The 21,640-nt window shown below is 66.0% G+C and carries 19 protein-coding genes; 9 read left to right on the forward strand and 10 right to left on the reverse strand.

Features of this window, described 5'->3' with window-relative positions:
- Nucleotides 1-18: 18 nt before the first annotated feature.
- Both AC1DT2_RS01780 and AC1DT2_RS01785 read right to left on the reverse strand, forming a co-directional pair.
- Nucleotides 19-567, reverse strand: coding sequence for a pseudouridine synthase (locus AC1DT2_RS01780; RefSeq protein WP_477293814.1), 549 nt, complete (start codon nucleotides 565-567; stop codon nucleotides 19-21).
- Between the two features lies 1 nt (nucleotide 568).
- Nucleotides 569-1,420 carry a class I SAM-dependent methyltransferase gene (locus tag AC1DT2_RS01785; protein WP_477293816.1) on the reverse strand — a complete coding sequence of 284 codons (852 nt, stop codon included), beginning with the start codon at nucleotides 1,418-1,420 and terminating at the stop codon, nucleotides 569-571.
- A gap of 175 nt (nucleotides 1,421-1,595) precedes the next feature.
- On the opposite strand from AC1DT2_RS01785, the gene AC1DT2_RS01790 reads away from it, so the two are divergent.
- On the forward strand, nucleotides 1,596-3,710 hold the full coding sequence (locus AC1DT2_RS01790) for a TonB-dependent receptor family protein (RefSeq protein WP_477293818.1): 2,115 nt from the start codon (nucleotides 1,596-1,598) through the stop codon (nucleotides 3,708-3,710).
- A 7-nt stretch (nucleotides 3,711-3,717) separates the two neighbouring features.
- Here AC1DT2_RS01790 and AC1DT2_RS01795 read toward each other — a convergent pair whose 3' ends face one another.
- Genes AC1DT2_RS01795 through AC1DT2_RS01815 form a run of 5 tightly spaced genes read right to left on the reverse strand, consistent with a single transcriptional unit; the run spans nucleotide 3,718 to nucleotide 7,759 of the window.
- Complete coding sequence (locus AC1DT2_RS01795) at nucleotides 3,718-4,893, reverse strand: ABC transporter permease (protein WP_477293820.1); 1,176 nt, start codon at nucleotides 4,891-4,893, stop codon at nucleotides 3,718-3,720.
- Nucleotides 4,890-5,624: an ABC transporter ATP-binding protein gene (locus AC1DT2_RS01800; RefSeq protein ID WP_477293822.1), complete on the reverse strand. Its 735-nt coding sequence runs from the start codon at nucleotides 5,622-5,624 to the stop codon at nucleotides 4,890-4,892. Before AC1DT2_RS01800 ends, AC1DT2_RS01795 begins: the two co-directional genes overlap by 4 nt.
- Nucleotides 5,621-7,186, reverse strand: coding sequence for an alpha/beta fold hydrolase (locus AC1DT2_RS01805; RefSeq protein ID WP_477293824.1), 1,566 nt, complete (start codon nucleotides 7,184-7,186; stop codon nucleotides 5,621-5,623). Before AC1DT2_RS01805 ends, AC1DT2_RS01800 begins: the two co-directional genes overlap by 4 nt.
- Before the next feature lie 4 nt (nucleotides 7,187-7,190).
- Complete coding sequence (locus tag AC1DT2_RS01810; protein WP_213949257.1) at nucleotides 7,191-7,385, reverse strand: helix-turn-helix transcriptional regulator; 195 nt, start codon at nucleotides 7,383-7,385, stop codon at nucleotides 7,191-7,193.
- Nucleotides 7,382-7,759, reverse strand: a complete 378-nt coding sequence (locus AC1DT2_RS01815; protein WP_477293826.1) for a hypothetical protein — start codon at nucleotides 7,757-7,759, stop codon at nucleotides 7,382-7,384. The genes AC1DT2_RS01810 and AC1DT2_RS01815 overlap by 4 nt, the downstream gene beginning before the upstream one ends.
- A 310-nt stretch (nucleotides 7,760-8,069) precedes the next feature.
- On the opposite strand from AC1DT2_RS01815, the gene AC1DT2_RS01820 reads away from it, so the two are divergent.
- Genes AC1DT2_RS01820 through AC1DT2_RS01835 form a run of 4 tightly spaced genes read left to right on the forward strand, consistent with a single transcriptional unit; the run spans nucleotide 8,070 to nucleotide 12,631 of the window.
- Nucleotides 8,070-8,573: a Csu type fimbrial protein gene (locus tag AC1DT2_RS01820; protein ID WP_477293828.1), complete on the forward strand. Its 504-nt coding sequence runs from the start codon at nucleotides 8,070-8,072 to the stop codon at nucleotides 8,571-8,573.
- A 23-nt stretch (nucleotides 8,574-8,596) separates the two neighbouring features.
- Nucleotides 8,597-9,310, forward strand: coding sequence for a fimbrial biogenesis chaperone (locus AC1DT2_RS01825; RefSeq protein WP_477293831.1), 714 nt, complete (start codon nucleotides 8,597-8,599; stop codon nucleotides 9,308-9,310).
- A gap of 25 nt (nucleotides 9,311-9,335) precedes the next feature.
- On the forward strand, nucleotides 9,336-11,618 hold the full coding sequence (locus tag AC1DT2_RS01830; RefSeq protein WP_477293833.1) for a fimbria/pilus outer membrane usher protein: 2,283 nt from the start codon (nucleotides 9,336-9,338) through the stop codon (nucleotides 11,616-11,618).
- Complete coding sequence (locus AC1DT2_RS01835) at nucleotides 11,615-12,631, forward strand: Csu type fimbrial protein (RefSeq protein ID WP_477293835.1); 1,017 nt, start codon at nucleotides 11,615-11,617, stop codon at nucleotides 12,629-12,631. Before AC1DT2_RS01830 ends, AC1DT2_RS01835 begins: the two co-directional genes overlap by 4 nt.
- A gap of 25 nt (nucleotides 12,632-12,656) precedes the next feature.
- On the opposite strand, the gene AC1DT2_RS01840 is transcribed toward AC1DT2_RS01835, so the two are convergent.
- Both AC1DT2_RS01840 and rsgA read right to left on the reverse strand, forming a co-directional pair.
- Nucleotides 12,657-15,188 (reverse strand): autotransporter outer membrane beta-barrel domain-containing protein, encoded by a 2,532-nt coding sequence (locus AC1DT2_RS01840; RefSeq protein ID WP_477293837.1) that lies wholly within the window; start codon nucleotides 15,186-15,188, stop codon nucleotides 12,657-12,659.
- Between the two features lie 83 nt (nucleotides 15,189-15,271).
- Nucleotides 15,272-16,327, reverse strand: a complete 1,056-nt coding sequence (gene rsgA / locus AC1DT2_RS01845; RefSeq protein WP_063571767.1) for a ribosome small subunit-dependent GTPase A — start codon at nucleotides 16,325-16,327, stop codon at nucleotides 15,272-15,274.
- 119 nt (nucleotides 16,328-16,446) lie between these two features.
- On the opposite strand from rsgA, the gene AC1DT2_RS01850 reads away from it, so the two are divergent.
- The 4 genes from AC1DT2_RS01850 to grxD all read left to right on the forward strand — a co-directional run bounded on the left by AC1DT2_RS01850 (nucleotide 16,447) and on the right by grxD (nucleotide 20,357).
- Entirely contained in the window at nucleotides 16,447-17,691 is a 1,245-nt protein-coding gene (locus AC1DT2_RS01850; RefSeq protein ID WP_213949250.1) for an aminotransferase class I/II-fold pyridoxal phosphate-dependent enzyme, read from the forward strand.
- Nucleotides 17,692-17,694: 3 nt separating this feature from the next.
- Nucleotides 17,695-18,309, forward strand: a complete 615-nt coding sequence (locus AC1DT2_RS01855; protein ID WP_213949249.1) for an SGNH/GDSL hydrolase family protein — start codon at nucleotides 17,695-17,697, stop codon at nucleotides 18,307-18,309.
- A gap of 183 nt (nucleotides 18,310-18,492) precedes the next feature.
- Nucleotides 18,493-19,362 carry a UDP-2,3-diacylglucosamine diphosphatase gene (locus AC1DT2_RS01860; RefSeq protein WP_477293840.1) on the forward strand — a complete coding sequence of 290 codons (870 nt, stop codon included), beginning with the start codon at nucleotides 18,493-18,495 and terminating at the stop codon, nucleotides 19,360-19,362.
- Nucleotides 19,363-19,433: 71 nt separating this feature from the next.
- Nucleotides 19,434-20,357: a Grx4 family monothiol glutaredoxin gene (gene grxD, locus AC1DT2_RS01865; protein ID WP_477293842.1), complete on the forward strand. Its 924-nt coding sequence runs from the start codon at nucleotides 19,434-19,436 to the stop codon at nucleotides 20,355-20,357.
- A gap of 96 nt (nucleotides 20,358-20,453) precedes the next feature.
- Here grxD and AC1DT2_RS01870 read toward each other — a convergent pair whose 3' ends face one another.
- Complete coding sequence (locus AC1DT2_RS01870; RefSeq protein WP_477293844.1) at nucleotides 20,454-21,590, reverse strand: acyltransferase family protein; 1,137 nt, start codon at nucleotides 21,588-21,590, stop codon at nucleotides 20,454-20,456.
- Nucleotides 21,591-21,640: the final 50 nt, after the last annotated feature.

Genomic DNA, 21,640 nt, shown 5'->3' on the forward strand with positions numbered 1-21,640 from the left:
TCGCCGATGAATCGGCTCCTACCGAGCAGGGTTCGCATCGATGACGCGCACTTGCCCCAGCCCCAAACCATCCAGGTGATAGCCGCCCACCGCCTCGCGAATCAGTCGGAGCGTCGGCAACCCAACGGCGGCCGTCATGCGCCGCACCTGCYGGTTGCGCCCCTCGCGCAGCACGATACGCAGCCACGCATCAGGCACTGTCTTGCGAAACCGCACGGGCGGATCGCGCGGCCATAACCACTCGGGTTCGTCGATCGCTTCGACAGCCGCAGGCAACGTCGGCCCATCGTTGAGCGTGACGCCGCGACGCAGCCGCTCGAGGGCTTCCTCGCTGGGAACCCCCTCGACCATCACCACATACGTCTTCGGCTGCTTGTGCGTCGGATTGGCAAGGCGATGCTGCAGCTTGCCGTCGTCGGTCAGCAGGAGCAGCCCTTCGCTGTCGTGATCCAGCCGTCCCGCCGCATACACGCCTTTCTGCGGAACGAAGTCGGCCAGCGTGCGCCGGCCGGCATCGTCGGTGAACTGGCAGAGCACACCGAAGGGCTTGTTCAGTGCGACCAGCATGTCACTTGGCGGTGGCGGGCTTCACGAAGCGCAGGGTCATGCGGTCAGACTCGCCGATGGCCGTCCACTTCGCCTTGTCGACCTCACCCATGTCGTACGAAGGCGGCAGCGTCCAGACGCCCTTCGGGTGGTTGTGGTCGTCCTTCGGGTTAGCGTTGATCTCGCTCTGCGCATCGAGCTTGAAACCGGCGTCGGTGGCGAGCTTGATCACGTAGTCGGTCGGCAGGTAGCCGGAGTTGACCACGTCGTCGAGCTTCTTGCCCGCATCGGCACGGTGGTCTTCCACGCCGAGCACGCCACCGGGCTTGAGCACGGTGAAGAACGACTTGAACATCGCCTCCGCCGTACCGTCCGCGGCCCAGTTGTGGACGTTGCGGAAGGTCAGCACCATGTCGGCCGAGCCCGGCGCACCGAGCACGGGCGCCTTGTGGTTCACCCCGACGAGCTTGGCGTTGCCGTACTGCGCCGGCGCGAAGGAGAACTTCTTCTGCAGCGCGGCCATGCCCTTCGAGCCGTCTTCGATCACGCCGATGTAATGGCCGTTGTCATGCAGGAACGGCGCGAGGATCTCGGTGAACCAGCCGCCGGACGGCCAGATTTCAATCACGGTCATGTCCGGGCGGATGCCGAAGAAGGTCAGCATTTCCTTCGGGTGACGGTACTGATCGCGCGCCTTGTTCGCCGGCGAGCGCCAGCTGCCGGCGATGGCCTTGTCCAACTGCGAGGCAGTGAGCTGCCCGGCACTGGCCGGCGGCGTAGCCTGGGCCGGCTGATCGACCTCGGTGGCCGCCAGGGAAGCAAACGAGACGGTCAGACCGAACAGACCAGCGCAGGCGAGAGCGAGCTTCTTCATGGCGTCACCGGGGTAGAGGGGATGTGGGCGGGAAGGCTAGCACGACCCTGTGGGAGCCGCTTCAGCGGCGATGGGTGCTTGCGACGAACCGGTCGATCCCCGCTACAAGCTTCGGTCTTGAGATAACGCATACACTCTCTTGAGCATCATGTCGTATCTCCTGCAGGGTCCCCGCATGACACTCCCCTCTCTACGCCCGCTGGCTGGCGCTGTTCTCCTTGCGCTGGCCGGCGCCGCCACCGCGCAGGACGCGCCAAAGCTCGCGCCTGTCGTGGTCACCGCCACGCGGACCGCCCAGACGCCGTACGACGTCCCCGCGGCGATCGACGTGGTGGCCACACCTCCGGACGGCAGCCTCGACGTGAACCTGTCCGAGCGGCTGCAGACCATCCCGGGCATCGTCGCGCGCGACCGGCAGAACTACGCGCAGGACGAGCAGATATCCATTCGTGGTTTCGGTGCGCGCTCGACCTTCGGTATCCGCGGCATCCGCCTTTACACCGACGGCATCCCGGCCACGATGCCCGACGGCCAGGGACAGGTGTCGCACTTCAACCTCGATTCGGCCGACCGCGTCGAAGTATTGCGCGGGCCGTTCTCCGCGCTCTACGGCAATGCCTCGGGTGGCGTGGTCCAGCTGTTCACCGCTGACGGCACCGAGCCGCCCGAACTGCGCGTCGGCATCGCCGGCGGCAGCAACGGCAACTTCCGCACCTCGGTCAATGCGCGCGGCGTCGAGGGTCCGGTCGACTACAACGTGGACCTCAGCCACTTCCGCACCAGCGGGTATCGCGATCACAGCGCAGCCCGGCGCGAGTCCGGTAACGCAAAGCTCGGCTGGAAGATCGACGACGATCGCAAGCTCACCCTCGTGCTCAACACGGTGGACGTCCCGGGCGCCCAGGATCCGCTCGGCCTGACCCGGGCCCAGTACCAGGCGAACCCGCGACAGGTCGCCTCGGCGGCCGACACCTACGACACGCGCAAGTCGGCGAACCAGCAGCAGGCCGGTCTGATCTACGCCCAGCGCATCGACGAGTCGAACAGCCTGCGCGTGATGACCTACTACGGCCAGCGCGACATCACCCAGTACCTCTCCATTCCCAAGGCCACTCAGGTGTCCCAGCCGGGCAACTCCGGCGGCGTGGTGGATCTCACCAGCCAGTACGGTGGTGGCGATGCGCGCTGGACCTGGAGCAACACCCTGGCAGGGCGTCCGTTCGAGATAGCCACGGGCATCGCCTACGACAACCAGCACCAGCATCGCCTTGGCTACAACAATTTCGAGGGGGACACCCTCGGTGTTCGCGGCGACCTGCGCCGCGACGAGATCGACCGTGTGTTCGACTTCGACCAGTACGCCCAAGCGACATGGCGCGTGGCGGAGGACTGGACGCTCATGGGAGGCGTACGGCACAGCGACGTGCACTTCAGCTCGACAGACCGCTACATCGTGGCGGGGAATCCCGATGACAGCGGCACGCAGTCGTACAGTGCCACCACGCCTGTCTTCGGCGTGCTCTGGCGCGCGGCGTCCTGGGCGCACGTGTACGCCAACTGGGGCCGTGGATTCGAAACGCCGACGTTCTCTGAAATCGGCTACCGCGCCGACAATGGGCCGGGCCTCGCGTTCAACCTGCAGCCCTCGCGGTCGCATAACGAGGAGGTGGGCATCAAGCTGCAACCCTCCGACAAGACACAGGCGGGCATCGCCTTGTTCCGTGCGGACAGCGATAACGAACTGGCGGTGGCGACCAATATCGGAGGCAGGACGACTTACCAGAACATCGCGCGGTCACGTCGCCAGGGCATCGAAGCGTCCTTCAACACCGAACTCGCCCGCGATGTCCATTTCGTTGCGTCGTATACGCACCTCCAGGCCAGCTTCCGCACGCCGTTCCTCACCTGCGTGTCCACCGGCTGCGGCGCGCCCGACACGCCGGTTCCCGCCGGCACACGCATCCCGGGCGCACCGCGCTCCACCGGCTACGCCGCACTGAAGTACGGCGGCGATCGTGGCTTGCAGGGCACCTTCGACGTGCAGACGATGGGATCGACGTCAGTCAACGACCTCGGCACGGAGTCCGCGCCGGGCTATGCCTTGTTCGGTCTCTCCGGTGGTTATGTATTCGACCAGGGCCCGTGGCGCGTGAACACCTTCGCCCGCGTGGACAACCTTGCCGATCGGCACGTGATCGGCTCGGTCATCGTCAACGACGGCAACGGCCGCTATTACGAACCGGCTCCCGGCCGAAGCTTTCTGGTCGGCGTGGACCTGACCTGGCGATGATTCCCGGTCAGCCGGAGATGGCGAGACGTTCGGAACGGTAGAGCATGGCGGCGCCCCACACCGCCAACACCGCCGCCACGAAGCCGCCGGCCAGGCAGAAGCCCAGCTGCCAGCCCGGCACGCCATCGCCGCGCAACAACTGCACGATGCCGAGGTTCTGGGCAAGCAGTGGAACCGTATACATCCACGGCTCGGCACGCACGGGAATCACCGAGAGCAGCACGCTCGGCAGGATCGGGATGATCATCAGGATCGACAGATACGTCTGCGCTTCGCGATAGCTCTTGGCGAAGGCCGAGACCAGCGACTGCAACGCGGCCAGCAGCAGGATCAGCGGCAGCATCAGCACGATGACCTGACCGCTGAAACGCCAGCCCAGATCCAGCGCGATGCCGAGCTTCTCGGTCGGAATGAACCACGGTGCCGTCATGAAGGCGCCGACGGTAAGCAGCAGGCTGACCAGCGAGAACGTGCAGATCGCCGCGAGTTTGCCGGCAAGGATTTTCCAGCGTGCGACCGGATTGACGAACAAGGGCTCCAGCGATTGCCGCTCGCGCTCGCCCGCCGTCAGGTCGATGGCGAGGTACATGCCGCCGAGGAACACGGTGAGCACGAAGAAGTACGGCAGGAAGGAGAACATCAGTCCCGAGCGAGACTGCGAGGTGGCCTGGTCGCGATCGGCCACCTGCACCGGCCACGCCGTGGAAGGCGACAGCCCGCGTGCGATCAGGCGCATGGCACCCTCGCGCCGACCGTAGCTCTCGACGACACCGCGCACGCGCATCACAGGCGTGGAGGCGTCCCGTCGCGACGAGTCGTAGATCAACTCCACCTGTACCGTCTGACCCTTGTTCCAGGCCTTCGCGTAATCAGGCGAGATGCGTACGACGATGTCGGTGCGCTGTTCGCGGATGGCGTTCTCGGGATCGGCCAGCGCCGGCTGTGCGTCGATGCCTGCACTCTTCAGCGCCGCCACGAGGTTCGGCGCCAGCTCGGCACCGATCACGGGCACGGCGATGGGGCGATCGGCCTTGGCGATCTCGCGGTTGATCGTCACGTTCATCAGCATGATGAACATGACCGGCCCGAGCAGCGGCCCGGTCACCAGGGCGTTGATGAGCGTGCGACGGTCGCGGAGGTTCTCGCGTACTTCCTTCCAGTAGACGGCGGTGAAGGCGCTCATGCGGCGAGGCCCTCGTCGGTACCGATGATCTTCACGAAGGCATCCTCGAGACTGCTCTCGCCGGTCTGCGCGAGAAGTGCGGCAGGGGTTTCGTCGGCAACGACGCGGCCATGCGCGATCACCACGATGCGATCACAGAGGGCGGCAACCTCCTGCATGATGTGACTGGAGAAAAGCACGCAGCGACCCTCGTCCTTCAACTGCCGCATGAAGCGTCGCATGGCCCGCGTGGCCATGACGTCCAGGCCGTTCGTGGGTTCGTCGAGAAGCACGTTGCGAGGATCGTGGACGAGCGCGCGGGCGATGGCCGTCTTCACCCGCTGGCCCTGCGAGAAGCCTTCGGTGCGGCGGGTGGCGATGTCGCGCATGTCCAGGCCGTCGATCAGGGCTTCGCGGCGTCGCGCCAGCAGCGCCGGCTCCATGCCATGCAGCTTGCCAAAGTAATCGATGTTCTCGGCGGCGGTGAGTCGCTTGTAGAGCCCGCGAGCGTCGGGCAGTACGCCGAGACGACGGCGCACGGCAAGGGCGTCGGTATAGGCGTCGACGCCGTCGACGAGGACCTGGCCGGCGTCGGGCTTCATCAAGGTATAGAGCATCCGCAGCGTCGTGGTCTTGCCGGCGCCATTCGGGCCGAGCAGGCCGGTAATCTCGCCATCGCGCGCGGTGAAGCTCACGCCGTTGACGGCGCGTACGTCACCGAAGGCCTTGTGCAGGTCCCTGACTTCGATCATGGCGTGGCTCCGTTGAATCCGACGAACACCGGCAGCGGTGCGAGACGGTCGAGGCAACGCGCGTCGAGGGACTTCGCGTTGGCGCTGTCGATGAACTGATCGAGCAGGCGCGGCATGCAGCCGCGCGCGACGACGTTGTGTCCCTGCCCCTTGAGGACAAAGTGGCGGCCGTTGGGCAAGCCTTCGAGTACCTGTTCGCCGTAGCGCGATGGTGTGACCGGATCGAACTCACCGGACATCAGCAAGGCCGGCACCGGACTCTTCAAGGGCTGGTGAAAATCCGCCGGACGCTTGCCGTGCGGCCAGACCGAACAGGCGGCGCGGAACGCCTCGATCATGCCGTCACCGAGGATCGTGTCCTTGTCCTGCGGGCGCGACGTGAGCAGGTCCGCGTCTTCGGAACAAATGACCGAGTACTGCATGCCGCCGTCCATGGTGTCGCCCAGGTCACCCGTGAGCAGCYTGGCCTGCCCCAGCAAGGGACCGACGTCGCCATGCGCGGCGGCGTCGATCGAGAGAGGCAGCAGTGCCGCGGTTTCCGGTGAATAGGCAAACATGCGGACGACCGTGGCCAGGGCATGCTCGCTCAGCACGCGTTGCACGGAAGCGTAGTTCTGCGGATCGCGGAAGCTGACCTTGTGCGGATTGGCGCGCAGGGCGTCGCGAAGCTGGAACAGGGTCTGGTAGGGATCACTGAAGCGTGCATGGCAGGCGCTGTCCGCATCGCAGCGAGCGAACTGGGCTTTCAGGGCGGCGTCGAGGTTCACGGCGAAGTCCTCGCCAAGGACAAGCTGGTTCGGCGCAATACCATCGAGGATCAGAGTACGCAGACCCTCGGGATGACGCATGGCGTACTGCTGGGCCACGCGCGTGCCGTAGGACACGCCGAGCAGATCGAACTTCGGCGAGCCGAGCGCGTGGCGTGCCTCTTCGAGATCGGCGACGGCGTCCGTCGTGGTGTAGAAGCGCACGTCGGCACCCGGCGAGAGCTGGTCGAGGCACTGGCGGGTTTCCTTGCGGACCACATCCGCGTCGGAGCCATGCGCCGCCGACGCGCCGTCGGGCGCACCGGGCTCGTCGTCACGACAGCTCAGCGGATGCGAGCCGCCGGTACCGCGCTGGTCGAGCAGGAGCACGTTGCGATGGGCGAGCAGYGGTGCCATGGCCGGCGCGATCGCTGGGTAGCTCTCCGCTGCCGACTGGCCCGGGCCACCTGCGATGAAGGCGACCATGTCGTCCGCCGGCACCTGGGCGCTGCTGCGGATGACGGCAAGGCGCATCTTGAGCTTGCGAGCCTCGGGGTGCTCGCGATCCTCCGGCACGTCGAACGGCGCACACCAGGCGGCCACCGAGGTTCCCGAATGAGGTTGCGCCAGCTCGCAGGGGCGAAGCTCGAGTGAGCCGAGTTTCCACACGCGCGGCGGCGCCGGACGCGTGGCGGCGGGAACGGCGGCGACGGGCTTTTCCGCGCCGTCAGCGACCGGTTTGCGCATGAGCTGCCGGGTGGCGAAAGCCCCCGCGACGATAACGAGAAGGATGGCGATACGTTGCGCGCGTTTCATACCGTCAGGCCTCGGGCGTAAAAATGGATTCGATCGAAAGCGCGAAGAGCGCCGCGATCTTGAAGGCGAGCGGCAGGCTCGGATCGTACTTGCCGGTCTCGATCGCGTTCACCGTCTGCCGGGAAACATCGAGCCTCTCGCCGAGGTCGGCCTGCGACCAGCCCAGCGCGGTACGTAGTTCGCGAACGCTGTTTTTCATCGGCTGCGGTAATGAACCCGGACAGCACATTTGCATATGCCGAAGCAGGCAATCAACACGGGAAGCACCCAGATGGCGATCGCTTCTGCCGGCGGCGCGGCAACGACCTTCGCACTAAGCAGCATGCCGTAGGTAAAGAAACCGAACCCCCCAATGCCCCCAGCCAGGGCAACTGCTTCGAGGTCGATTCGGCGTTCGAACTCGTCCTGGTCGCGGATCACACGAACCATGGCTCGGATGACGAACGCGATCGGGAGTACCGGCAGCAGCGTGACAACCGCACGGGCAGCCGTACCTTCCAGGGTCCTGAGCCACTCCGTCGAGAGGAGGAGAACGATGACGTAAGCAAGCATGGCCGGAAAAAACTCTCGCATATAGCGCCTGTGTACCGGGCGCATGCCAGTCCACCAATCAGTGCGCATGGTGGGCGGCCGGAGCGAGCGCGGCGAGTCGGAAAGCGACGCGGTACGACATGACGAACCTCCAGATGACCAGGCAGCGTGTCAAGCACGCTTGACATCATCCTGGGCCGAACGCCCGGCCATGTCAAGCATCCTTGACACAACGCTAGGCTGATTCGGCATCGCTAAGTCGATACGGCAGCGACCGCCGGAATTCACACGCGTGACGACTTCCGTCCCCCGATCCTTGCAGCCGACGGACACACGTCACAGGAGATCCACCATGAACTTCCGTCTGCTCACCACGTCTGCACTGATCGGCCTCGGCCTTGCGTCGGGCGGCGCCCAGGCCGCGACCGCCACCACCACGTTCAATGTCCGCATCACCATCACCACCGCGTGCGACATCAGCACGACCGCACCCACCGACGTGAACTTCGGCACGCAACCGTCCACGGCGACGAATGTCGACAACCAGGGCGCCCTCAACGTCAATTGCACGCCGAGCTCGCCGTACACGATCTCACTGGACAACGGGCAGAACGGGACAGACGCGAACACCCGGAAGATGAGCAGCGGCACCGCGCAGGTACCCTACCAGCTGTACCGCCTGGCCACGCGCACGGCAGCGGACATCTGGGGCAGCACCACCGGCACCGGTGGCAACATCTACGCCGGCACGGGCACGGGCACGGTCCAGACGGTACCGGTCTACGGTCGCGTCCCCACCACGAACTTCCCGGCGGGTTCGTACGCCGACGTCATCACCGCCACGATCACGTACTGACGGTGTGCCCGTGGCCACGACGCGTGGCAATAGCCTGCGCGCTGGCCGCAGCGTTTCTGCTCGTGCCTCCGGCACCGGCGAGCGGCCTGCAGGTTTCACCGATCGGCCTGCGTCTGGCCAGCACCGCGCAAGCGGACGCACTGTGGCTGACCAATACAGGYAGCGAGCCTGTACACGCACAGGTGCGCGTTTTCCACTGGTCGCAAATCGACGGCAAGGATGTGCTCGAGCCCTCGCGCGATCTTGTCGTGAGCCCGCCCATGGTCACCATCGCTCCGGGCGACCGGCAGATGGTGCGCGTTATCCGGCAGGTGCCTGCGCCCCCGGCAACCGAGGCGTCGTACCGGGTCATCGTCGACGAGCTGCCGATCGATGCGGGCGATCGCCCGGGGCTGAAGTTCATCCTTCGCTACTCCCTACCCGTCTTCCTGGCGCCCGTGGGCGACCCTCCCGTGAAGGTGGCGCTGCAGGCGAGCTGGGACAACGCACCCGACGGCCCGATGTTGCGCGTCAGCAACGCAGGAAACGGCCATGCGCAAATCGCCGACGTTGTATGGCGTGGTGCGGAGGGAAAACACACGGTGCTCCTTGCCGGCCTGGTGGGCTACGCGCTGCCTGGCAGCACCATGAGCTGGCATCTGCCGCAAGGCGCCTCTCCGACGGATGGCGCGATCAAGGCGAGGATCAATGGTGAAACGTCCGAGTCGACGTTGGTCGTGGACCCGGACGGCCGCTAGCCTCCTCGTGCTGGACGCCGCCACCATGCACGCCACAGCGAAGGATGCCGACCCGGTGCCACCGCCGGCGACCGTGCAGCSACGCGTGCGCCTGGTGGGCGAAGAGCTTTACCTCGAGGTGGTGCTCAATGGCAGCGCGACCGAGCGCCTCGTCCACTTCACTCGCCGCGGTGAAGCACTCTGCGCCACGGCCACCGACCTGCGCAGCATCGGCTTCGCTCTTGCCCCGGGTGACGACGAACGTTGCCTGCCCGACATTCCCGGACTTCACTACACCTACGACGTAGGCCAGCAACGCGTCACCGTGGATGCGCCTCTGGACCAGCTCAACCTCCCACGGCAGATCCTCAACAAGGCCGAACGCAGCGCCACGCCGCCCACCAGCGGGACCGGCGTGCTGCTCAATTACGATATTTATGCCGCCGAAGGCGGTGGATTCGGCAACGTCAGCGCCCTGACCGAACTGCGCGCCTTCAGCGACGGCCTCGGCGTATTGAGCAGCACCGAACTGACTCGACGCTACCAGACGCCCGGACAAGGCTGGCAAGGTGACACCGTGCGCCTGGACACGCAGTGGCGGCTCGCGTTTCCCGCGCAGTCGCTGGCCCTGACGATCGGTGACACCTTCACGGGCTATCTCTCCTGGACGCGCGCGACGCGGATCGGCGGTATCGGCTTCGGCACCGATTTCGGGCTGCAGCCGTATCGGGTGACTACGCCGCTGCCGCAGTTCTTCGGCCAGGCCACCGCTCCCTCGGCGGTGGAGCTTTATGTCGACGGCATCCGCCAATACAACGGTCGCGTCCCGGCGGGCCCGTTCCAGCTTACCGCGGTGCCGGGAGTGGATCAGTCCGGCCAGGCCCAGGTGGTCCTTACCGATGCGCTCGGACGCAGCAGCACGGTGACGTTCCCTTTCTATTCCGCGCGCCAGTTGCTCCGCGGTGGCCTGGACGACTGGTCCGTCGAAGTGGGTACCGTGCGCGAGGCATACGGCATCGCGTCGTTCGAATACGGGACCGCGCCGATCGGAAGTGCCACCTGGCGCCACGGCGTGACCGATACCTTGACGCTGGAGACGCATGCCGAAGCAGGTGATGGCCGCGGCACCGCCGGCGTGGGTGCGGTATGGAATCCGGCGGGCGCCACCATTCTCAACGCCTCGATGGCGGGCTCGCGCGGTGGTGGTTCGCAGTACGGTTTTGGCTATGCCTGGACGGGGCGTTATGTGAACGCCTCACTGGACACCGTGCGCAGCGACGCCAGCTATCGTGACGTCGCTTCGAATTATGGTTCACCGCCGCCCCGCACCAGCGACCGTGCACTCATCGGCTTCAACGTACGTGAATCCAGCTTCGGCGCGAACTTCGTTCGACTGCGCTACGCGGGGCAATCCGCCTCGCGCTATGCAGGTTTGTTCGTGCTGCGCAATCTCGGCCGCGGTGTGTCGGTCAATCTCAGCTACAACCAGAACCTGGACGCGTCCAGCGACCGTAGCATCTTCCTCGGCGTCACCATGTCGCTCGACCAGCTCGCCACGTGGAGTGTCTCGGCACAACGCGACCGCGACCAGACCTTCGCGACCGTGGACGCGAGCCGGCCGGTCGACGGTGACGGCGGGTTCGGCTGGCATGTCCAGGGGCGCAGCGGAAGTGACGGCGGTGGCCTCGCCGAACTGGGTTGGCTCGGCAACCGCGGTCAGCTGACGGTGGGCGCGAGCAATGTCGGGCCGTCGTCGTATAGCTACGCGGATGCCAACGGCGCTGTCGTACTGATGGGTGGCCATGCGTTCGCCGCGCGGCGCATCGACGATGCCTTCGCCCTGGTCAGCACCGAGGGTACGCCGGATATTCCCGTGCTGCTCGAGAACCGACGTACGGGAGTCACGGACAGCAACGGGCTGCTTCTGGTGTCCCGCCTCAATGCCTATCAGGACAACCGCCTCGCCATCGATCCGCTCGACCTGCCTGCCGACGATCGCGTGCAGCGCGTCGAGAGCATCGTCGCGCCGTCGGACCGCTCCGGCGTTGTCGTCCGTTTTCCGGTGAAGCGCGTACGAGCGGCCTCGGCGATCCTGGTCGACGAAAACGGCATGCCGTTGCCCGTGGGCTCCGTGGTCAACGCCGACGATGAGCCGCCTGCCTATGTCGGCTATGACGGCATGGTCTACCTCGACAACCTCCACGGAAACACGGATCTTCACGTCAGCCTGCCAGATGGCCACCACTGTGCCGCGTCGCTCACCTACCCGGCCAGCGCACGCAACCTGCCACTGATCGGGCCTTTGGTCTGCCGGACGACGGTGCCATGAAATGGCTGGCGCTCCTGCTCATCACCCTGGCGGYGCTGTGCGGATCGCGACGCGCCGAAGCGACCACGACGTGCACGGTCACCAGTATCACCAACGTGGCGTTCGGCACCGTGGACCCGACGGGAAGCTTCGTCGACACTACCGCCACGCTCAATTACAGCTGCACGTATAACGGCCTGTTGGGTGCCCTCTACGGCACCTACGTCACAGCGTGCGCCAGCCTGGGTGCCGATGACCTTGGCAACCTGTCGCCACGCACGATGATCGACCCCAGTGGCGACCGGATGCAGTACCAGCTCTACAAGGATTCGACGCGCACGACGGCCTGGGGCACGGTCGCCAACGCCACCTACACCGCACGAACCTTCAACATGAGCATCGGCATCCTGTCCAACGGCGCGGCGGTGTCCGGAAACCTGACGATCTATGGCCGCGTACCTGCCATTCAATCGAATCTCTCGCCCGGTAGCTATGCTGCCACCCTGGCCAGTGCACTCACCAGCAATGCGCTGACCTACAGCTACAACGAGGCATTGCTCAGCCTGGGTGTGGCACCGACCACCTGCCAAGCCGGCGGCACGGGTGGTCCGATCACCGTGACCGCACCTTCGGTGGGCATCACAGCGTCCGTCTCGGCGAAGTGCACCGTGGGCACGGCGACCGACCTGGATTTTGGCAGCGTGTCCGGATTGCTGAAGACGGCCACCGACAAGACCTCCCTGGTGCGCATGACCTGCACCAACCGTGCGGCGTATCAGGTCGGTCTCGACAATGGACAGAATGCCCTCGGTACCACGCGGCGAATGTCATCCGGAAGCGGTTTCGTGACATATGACCTCTATCGTGACTCCCAGCGCACACTGCATTGGGGAAGCACGCTGAACACCGACACGGCAACCGGCACCGGCTCAGGCAGTGAGCAGACCATGACGGTGTACGGCCGGGTTCCGGCACAGGCCGCCGCCAGGGCGGCCATCTACAGCGACATCATCATGGTGACCGTCACGTACTGACCGGCCACTACGGTCGTCCCGGTTCTCAGAACGGGTAGATCACGCCGGCGCGGGCGCTCATGCCGGACTCGCCACCGTGGCCGACCCGCGCACGCGCGGTGACATCGACATACGCCGTGAGGTCATGGCGAAACTGCCATGCCGCACCCGCCGCGAGTTCAGTGGCTCTTCCCGCGCTGCCCGTGGCCAGCCGGACGCCCGAGACATCGACCGACTCTCCCGAACCGCGTGTGATGACGTAGCGGGTGTCGATGTACGGCGACCAGGCGGCGAGCACGTCGCCCCTGGGTTCAAACCGCACGGAGGCTCGCGCGCCGCTGCGCAGGGTCACGCGGCTGGGTGAACCCGGCCGTACGAGCAGGCCATCGCGATCCGTGGCACTGGCGAAGCGGAGACGTTGCCAGAGCAGGGAAGCCGCAGGCTCGAGTACCAGGCGCTCGACCGGATGCCAACGGAAGCCACTGCCGATCGACGCGTCATTGGCGTTGGCACGAAACCGTCCTAGTACCTCGCCACGCAGGGGCGTGTTCACATCGATGCGATGATGCGTATACCCGTATGACGCAGTGGCGTGCCAACCACTTTCGGTATCCAGCACGTAAGTGGCCGCCATACCGCGCGCGTTGGCCCTCGCGCGACTCACGCCATCGACGTCACGTGGTGCGATGCGCATCGACCCCGCGGTAAGGCCCAGCCCTGCACGCATCGTCATGGCACCCGACGACCATGCGAGCACGTCGCCGGCTATCTGCAGGCCACGATCCGATCGCACGTAGTCGGTGGCGTAGCGCTGGAACGGCAGGGTGCTTCGGTAGGCTGCATGACCACCGAACGAACGAACGCGCCATGCCGGATCTCGCGGCGCGGCCGGGTCGTCCGGACGCCAGGCATCCATGGACGCGCGTCCGTAGCCGAAGAGCGCATGGGCAAGCACGAGATAGGCAGGTCCCTGGGGCACCAGTCGTGCCCGCGTGGCGGCACCGCGCATGGAAGTTTCGTCGTTTACCGGGTTGCCGAATGCATCGATACGGTTGCTCTGCAACCGATAGTCCCAGTGGTCGTTGCCCTCGCCGACGACCAGGCGCTGCCGTGCATCGGACGAGCCCGGTGCATAGGCAACGAGGCCGTATTGCCAGGGACCGGCGGCCACATACCCACCCGCAAGCTGGAAGGAATCCGTGCCGGCCTGCCCACCGACCTGCACAACACTGATCCCGTCACCGGCGTGCGGTTCGCGCGACAGCGGCGACGTATCCGCACCGGCACCCCCCGCGTTGACGATATGCAGAGTCGTGGATCCCGTGGCGTCTCCGGAGACCAGTAGCCGGTCGGCGAGTTGGCCGGCTGCGCCGCCGACATCCAGCCGGGCCCGCAAGGTCACGCTACCTCCGTTGCCGGGGTTGGCGAACGTGCCGACATGCAGGCTGCTCGCTGGCGAGGCCTCGTCGAAGGCGATCCGTCCATACCCGAGCAAGGCCAGGTGTTGCACCGAACTGTCGCCCGTCGCTTTCCAGGAGCCATCGGCGACAGTGAGTTCGGCAACGCGCTCGCCCCTGCCAATCCACGACGAATTGGCCAGCCTCACACGTAGCGGGCCGCTTCCCGTGCTGACGATGTCACCGTGCACATGGCTGTTCTCGGCGGAGAAGGTCAGCAGCTGATCCGCGTTCTCGATGCGACCGGCGATCTGCGCACCGCCGCTCACGGTAACGGCGACATCGCCTGGATCCCCATGCACGGCACGGATAGCGTGACCTGCGCCACGCACTTCGCCACCGTCGACGGTCACCGTGCCACCCGCGAGGGCGATGGCGGAGGCGCCAACGCCTTGGGCGATGATCCGCGTGTCGCCCACGGCGAGTATCGACGTGGCACCCCGGATCGATACCGTGTCCACGGCAGGCTGTTCTGTCAGCAGGGAACTGTGGGTCAGTGCGACGTTTGCGCCACCACTGATGGCGATGGCCTCCGCCACCTCGAACGCCTTACCCGCGCCGCCGCGTTTCCCCGCGTGGACGATGGAAAGTCCCGAGCCGACAATACGAGTATCCGTTCCCGCGGCGAGAACCCCGATCGCGTTCTCACCATCGACGCGCAACCTCACGCTATTCGCGGTGACCCGGCTACCCGAACGCGATGAGATCCCGATGCTATCCGCCGCGCTCATGGTCAGCGCTACATTTTGAAGGGTGATCCTGGAGATATCCTGGGCATGGACGCCGATGGATCGTGTGCCGCTACCAACCATGCGGCTGTCACCGACGAACGCACTTGCCTCGCCGAAAGCCAGCAGCCCATACGCATGGCGCGCGGCGTTGCCCGAGCTGTGATTGATGATATCCACGTCGTACGCGTCGAACGATGCGCGTCGCCTGACCTCGACGGCGCGGCCGACGCCGGGTCCGTCGATGGTGATCCTGTCGCCAGGGTCCAGCGAAAAGGCCTCACCGTCGTTTACGACGACGCTGTGGGGATAGTGGGTGCCCCGCGCCGGGACGACCAGCGCACCGAACAATGCCAGGGCGAGCGCGCTGCGCCCATACGAATACACGGCCATGATGCCTTCCTCGTTTTGTCGATGAGGAAAGCAACTTAGTTATCGGCGCACACCGCGTATGTCGGGAGCTGTCGCTCCGTGAGTCAGCCGTCGCCGCGGCGCCATTCGCCACGCTTGGGCTTGCCGACAGGCTTCGGACCGGCCTTCCGTTTCAGGCGTGCTTCCAGCGTGGCGGCCTGCTCTTCGCGTTCGTCGTGCAGCTTGAGATAGTTGCGCCAGCGTTGCGGCGAGAGCTCACCCGAGGCAAGCGCAGCCTGGATCGCGCAGCCCGGTTCGTTGCTGTGTCCACAATCGCCGAATCGACACTGCGACGACAGGGTTTCGATGTCGGCGAACAGGTCCAGGTTCTCTTCGCCGGTAAGTTTCAGCTCGCGCATTCCCGGCGTATCGATCAGGCAACCACCCGTTGGGAGACTGAGCAGTGCGCGGTGGGTCGTCGTGTGCCTGCCGCGGCTATCGTGCGAGCGCACGGCGGCGGTGGCCATGCGGTCATAGCCCAGCAGCGTATTGGTCAGCGTCGACTTGCCTGCGCCCGACGAACCCACCAGCACGGCACTGGATCCGGGGCCGAGATAGGCACTCAGAAGGGCCACGGTGCTAGGGTCTTTCGCGTTGATCGCATGCACCGCCGCATCATCGGGGAGCCGTTCGCGCAGGGCAGTGACGGCACCCTCGACGTCCACCTCGGTGTCGGCCTTGGTCAGCAAGACGACGGGACGTGCGCCGGAGCCTTCGACCAGCGTGAGGTAGCGTTCGATGCGCGACGGATTGAAATCGCCGTCGAGACCGGTGATCACCAGCACGTAGTCGATATTGGTCGCGATGATCTGGCGCTCGTAGCGCTCGCCGGCCGCCGCACGCGTCAGGACGGACCGCCGCGGCAGGATCTCTTCGATCACCGGATGATTGGCATGGTCGAGCAGGACGAAGTCGCCCACCGACGGTCGCAGCGAGGGATCGAGGCCACGCTTGAGGAAGTGCCCGGCAGGCTGTGCATTGAACGCCACCGAGCCGTCGTGAACTTCGTAGCCGGCACGATGCTGCGCCACGACGCGTGCGAGGCGGCGTGGATCGTCGGGCAGGGCGGGGTCGCGCCAGCCGATATGGCGCAGGCGCGCCAGGTCCGATGAGTCGGTCATAGTCGTGATTATGCCCGCTTCCGACCCTGTTTCCGCCTCGCGAGCCCGTTCGTACGCTGTTAGGATCGGACGACGACCGCCGGGAACGCGCCCGGCGGCAAGCACCGGAAGTCCTGCACGTGTCCTCGATCAAGCCCAGCGCGCACCTGGCGGAAGTGCGCTATGAAATCCGCGGCGCCCTCACCCGGCGTGCCCGCGACATGGAAGCGGCCGGCCAGCCGATCATCAAGCTCAACATCGGCAACCCTGGCCGCTACGGCTTTGCCACCCCGCCCCATCTCCGCGAAGCGATAGGCGCCCATCTGACCGATAGCGAAGCCTATGGTCACGAACAGGGCCTGGAAGAGGCCCGCGAGGCCATCGTGGCCCAGCAGAAGGCCCGCGGATCGGTCGGCATCGATGTCGAGCGTGTCTTCATCGGCAACGGCGTGAGCGAGCTCATCGACATATCCCTGCGCGCCCTGCTCCAGCCAGGCGACGAGGTGTTACTGCCCAGCCCGGACTATCCGCTCTGGAGCGCCGCGACCATCCTCAACGATGGCAGCCCGCGCTACTACCGCTGCCTTGCCGAGCATGATCACCTGCCCGACCCCGACGAGATCGAATCCCTGATCGGCCCGCGCACGCGCGCCCTGGTGCTGATCAACCCGAACAACCCCACGGGCGCGGTCTACCCGAAGGCCCTCCTCGAACGCATCGTCGAAGTCGCCCGGCGCCATGGGCTGCTGTTGCTTTGTGACGAGATCTACGACGAGATCCTCTACGACGACACCCCGTTCCAGCCGCTGGCGGCGATTGCCGGTGACCATCCCTGCGTGAGCTTCGGCGGACTGTCGAAGGTGCACCGTGCCTGCGGCTATCGCGTCGGCTGGATGAGTCTCTCCGGTGACCCGCGTCGCACCGCCGAGTACCGGGATGCCCTCCAGCTGCTCGCCGCCCTGCGCCTGTGCGCCAACGTGACAGCGCAGTGGGCCGTGCGCCCGGCCTTGCTCGACGCGCCGACGATCGGTGCCCTGACCTCGCCCGGCGGCCGTCTGTACCAGGCGCGACAGACGGTGCTCGACCATGTCGCTGCCAGCCCGTTCCTCGACGTGGTCGCCCCGGGCGGTGCCATCTATGCTTTTCCGCAGATCCGCGCGGATGCGATCGCCCATTTCGACGACACCGCCTTCGCGCTCCGCCTGCTCGAGGAAGAGAGCGTGCTGGTCGTACCAGGCACCAGCTTCAACCTCTCGGCGAGCCGTCATCTGCGACTCACCCTGCTGCCCGAGCCGGCCCAGCTGGCCGAGGTGTTCGTGCGCATGGACCGCGTGCTCGGCCGTATGGCAGACGAAGCCACGCCCGCGGCCAGCGCGGTCGCCTGAGCCGTGACCGAAGCGACCTTTCTCGCCCTCGGCGATTCGTACACCATCGGCGAAGGCGTGCCTGTCCAGGGACGATGGCCGGTGCAACTGGTCGCGCGCCTGCGCGAGCGTGGCGTCATGGTCGGCGATCCGCGCATCATCGCCACCACGGGCTGGACGACCGATGAGTTGTCGATCGCGATGGACGAGGCCGCCCTTCGCGGCAGCGTCGGCCTGGTGACCCTGCTGATCGGGGTGAACAACCAATACCGCGGCCGCTCCGCCAGCGAGTACCGCGAACAATTCCTCACCCTGCTTCATCGCGCTATCGCGCTGGCCGGCGATTCGCGCCGGGTGATCGTGGTGTCGATTCCCGACTGGGGCGTCACCGCCTTTGCCGAAGGCCGGGATCGCGCGGCGATCGCCAGCGACATCGACACCTTCAACGCCATCGCGCATGACGAGACCATTCGCGCCCATGCGCGATGGGCGGACGTAACGCCGGCCTCCCGGGCGGCGGGTGCGACGCCCGGGATGCTGGTGGAGGATGGGCTGCACCCGTCGGCCGCGCAGTACGCGACGTGGGTCGATGTGATTTTGCCGGAGGCCCAGGCGGCGTTGCGGGAGCTTCATCGCTGATCGCCGATGAATCGGCTCCCACACAAATCCGGCGCGACCCGACCCCTGTGGGACCCCGATTCACTAGTGGGAGCCGCTTCAGCGGCGATGCTCTACCGCAACACACCTGAAACACCCCCGCCACGCCGCGGTTACCTGCCAGGTCGAGACTGATGTCCCGGGACAACCCGGGAAACCGACGTCATGGCCAAGCTCTCCTGCCGCAGCGCCTTCATCTCCGACGTGCATCTGGGCACGCCGGACTGCAAGGCAGCCTATCTCCTGGACTTCCTCAAGAATCTCGATTGCGAGCAGCTGTACCTGGTCGGCGACATCGTCGATCTGGAAGCGCTGGCCAAGCGCCACTGGTGGCATCCCGACCATAGCGCGGTCATCGCCGAGCTCGTCGCCATCGCCGCGAAGGGCACGAAGGTGATCTACCTGCCGGGCAACCACGATTTCCAGATGCGCGGTCTCGCCGGCTCGACCATCGCGGGTATACGCGTGGAACTCGACGCGGTGCACGAGGGCGCCGATGGCCGCCGTTACCGGGTGAGCCACGGTGACGAGTACGACCCCGAGCATATCGGTCGCAGCTGGATCGCCTGGCTGGGCGACAACCTGCATCGTTTCATCTGCTGGGCGAACCGTCGTGTGCACGCGGTGCGCAAGCGCCTCGAGCTACCGTACATGCCCCTGTCGATCATCCTGAAGTCGCACGTCGGCGCCGCCCTCGCCTACATCCGGGACTATGAGCAGCGGGTGGCCTCCRACGCCCGCGAGCGAGGCTTCGACGGGCACATCTGCGGCCACATCCATTTCGGCCATATTCGGTCGCTGGACGGCATCCTCTACATGAACGACGGTGACTGGGTGGAGCATTGCACCGCCCTCGTCGAGGATGCCACCGGGGCGATGGAGCTCATCCACTGGACTGAGCGCCGCACCCACCTGGGTCGCGCCAGCCGTGAGACCGTGCTGCCCTCGCCCGAGGCCGTCCTCGGCTTCGCTCCGCTGGTCGATTGCCGGGCCGATCTCACGGAATTGACCACGGAAGTGTCACTAGCGGGTTGAAACGGACTCGAAGGGGGCCCATGTGCCACGGATGCCGGTAAAATGGCCCCCTCTCTTTCCGCGGTGACCCCATGGCCCTYGATACACCCACCCGCGAGCGCATCGAAACCCTCCTCGCCGAGCACCAGGTGGTGCTCTTCATGAAGGGCACGCGCCAGCAGCCGATGTGCGGCTTCTCGGCCGCGGCGACGAACACGCTCAACGACATCATCCCGACCTACCACACCGTCAACGTGCTGGAAGATCCGGAAATCCGCGAGGGCATCAAGGAATACGGCCAGTGGCCGACCATTCCGCAGCTCTACGTGAAGGGCGAGCTGGTCGGTGGTTCGGACATCATCCGCCAGATGTACACCAGCGGTGAGCTCTACACCCTGTTCGGCGCCAGCGCGCCGGACCGCACGCCGCCGGAAATCACCATCACCGAGAAGGCGGCCGAAGCCATCCGTGGTGGCATGGCCAATGCCCAGGGCATGGCGCTGCATCTGGAAATCGGTCCGGACCACAGCGCGGGCTTCCAGCTCGCCCCGGCGGGTGATTTCGACATCGTCGTGGTCGCCAACGGTATCGAAGTCCACTTCGATCCGGGCAGTGCCGCGCGCGCCAAGGGCGTCGTCATCGACTGGGTCACCACGGTCCAGGGCGAAGGCCTCAGCCTGAAGTTTCCCGGCGCTGTCGAGATTGGCACGCTCAACGTCCACCAGCTGAAGGACCGCCTCGCCGCCGGGGACATCACCCTCGTCGACGTGCGTCCGGCCCACGCCCGCGCCATGGCCGCACCGCTCGCCGGCGCGCGCATCCTCGAAGAGGAAGGCTACGAGGCGCTGGCCCAGCTGCCGAAGGATGCGCCGATCGCCTTCATCTGCCACCACGGCGTTTCCAGCCGCGCTGCCGCCGAGCGCTTCGCCGCGCACGGCTTCACGCAGCTGTTCAATGTCGAAGGCGGCATGGACGCATGGTCCCGCGAAGTGGATCCGACCGTCCCGCGTTACTGATACCGCTTTATGTAGGAGCCGATTCATCGGCGATAACCAGGTTGCCTCAACCCATCACCGGCATAGCCGGCTSCCACACAACGCTCAGGCTTCCAATCAGCTCGACAAGACGGCGCCTTCGGGCGCCGTCTTCGTTTGTGCGTCACGCCAACGCAGGAAGGGCCGTTCCACCGCGTAGTGCAGGACCGCACCACCTGCCAGCGTCGCCACGACATAGATCGCGAAGCGCAGCAGGCCGTCGTCCGCCAGCCGGCCAACGAGCCCTGCCTGGACGAGCATGAAGACGCCCTTATGGCTCAGATACAAACTGTACGAGACCGATGCCAGCCAGCCCGCACCGGGAATCCTCAAGCGTGCAAACCACGTGGTCCCGGTGCCGGCGGCGACGAAGGCCATCATCGCCAACGCGACCAGCGGGTACCCGACGACGCAGGGCCAGAAGTCGGCACGTGCCGCGTCAAAAAGCATGATGGCGGCGGCGAGCAGCGCGATGCCCAGCGCCAGCAGCAGGTTCACGCGCGCGTGGGCCCAGGCGAACCATGTAGGCCGGTAGACACCGCAGGCAGCCAGCGCGACGCCGGCGACCAGGCCATCAAGGCGCGCCCAGGTCGGGTAGTAGAGATAGCGCAGGTATCGCAGGCCGCGATCGTCCGCCGCGCCACCCACGCTGCTTCCGGCAGGCCCGACGAAATGTGTCCAGAGCCACGCACGCAGCAGCATGCCGCCGACGACCACGATGGCGGCGACCACGGCGAATTTCCACGCGGCTGGCTTGCGCGTCAGCGCGTAGGCGAGGAACGGAAACACCAGGTAGAAATGCTCTTCGACGCAGAGCGACCACACATGCGAGAACGCGTAGTTGTCGTCGTTGTTGTACTGAAGGTTGAAGGTGAAGGTGAGGAACTGCCACAGCGGCTGCATGCCCTTGGTTTCGGGCCACGCCGGCCAGAGTTCGTACAGTGCGAGCACGACGAAGAACGCGGGAAGGATGCGAACGAAACGGCGCTTGTAGAAGGCCGGGAAATCGAGCGTCCCGGTCCGTTGCAAGGCCTTGAACACCTGCGTCCCGATCAGGTAACCGCTGAGCACGAAGAACAGGTCCACGCCCATCCAGCCGGACCATTGAAACAACCCGTAGCCTTCACCCAGGCCGCCGATCAGGTAGCTGTGGAAAAGGATGACCCACGCGATGGCGGCGGCACGAAGGGTGTCGAGTCCGGCAAGGCGGGACATGGGCGTTCCTTTGCATGGTTCATGGTGAATATGCGCGATAGCGGAGCGCG

The organism is Luteibacter sp. P4_E6 (assembly GCF_056401535.1).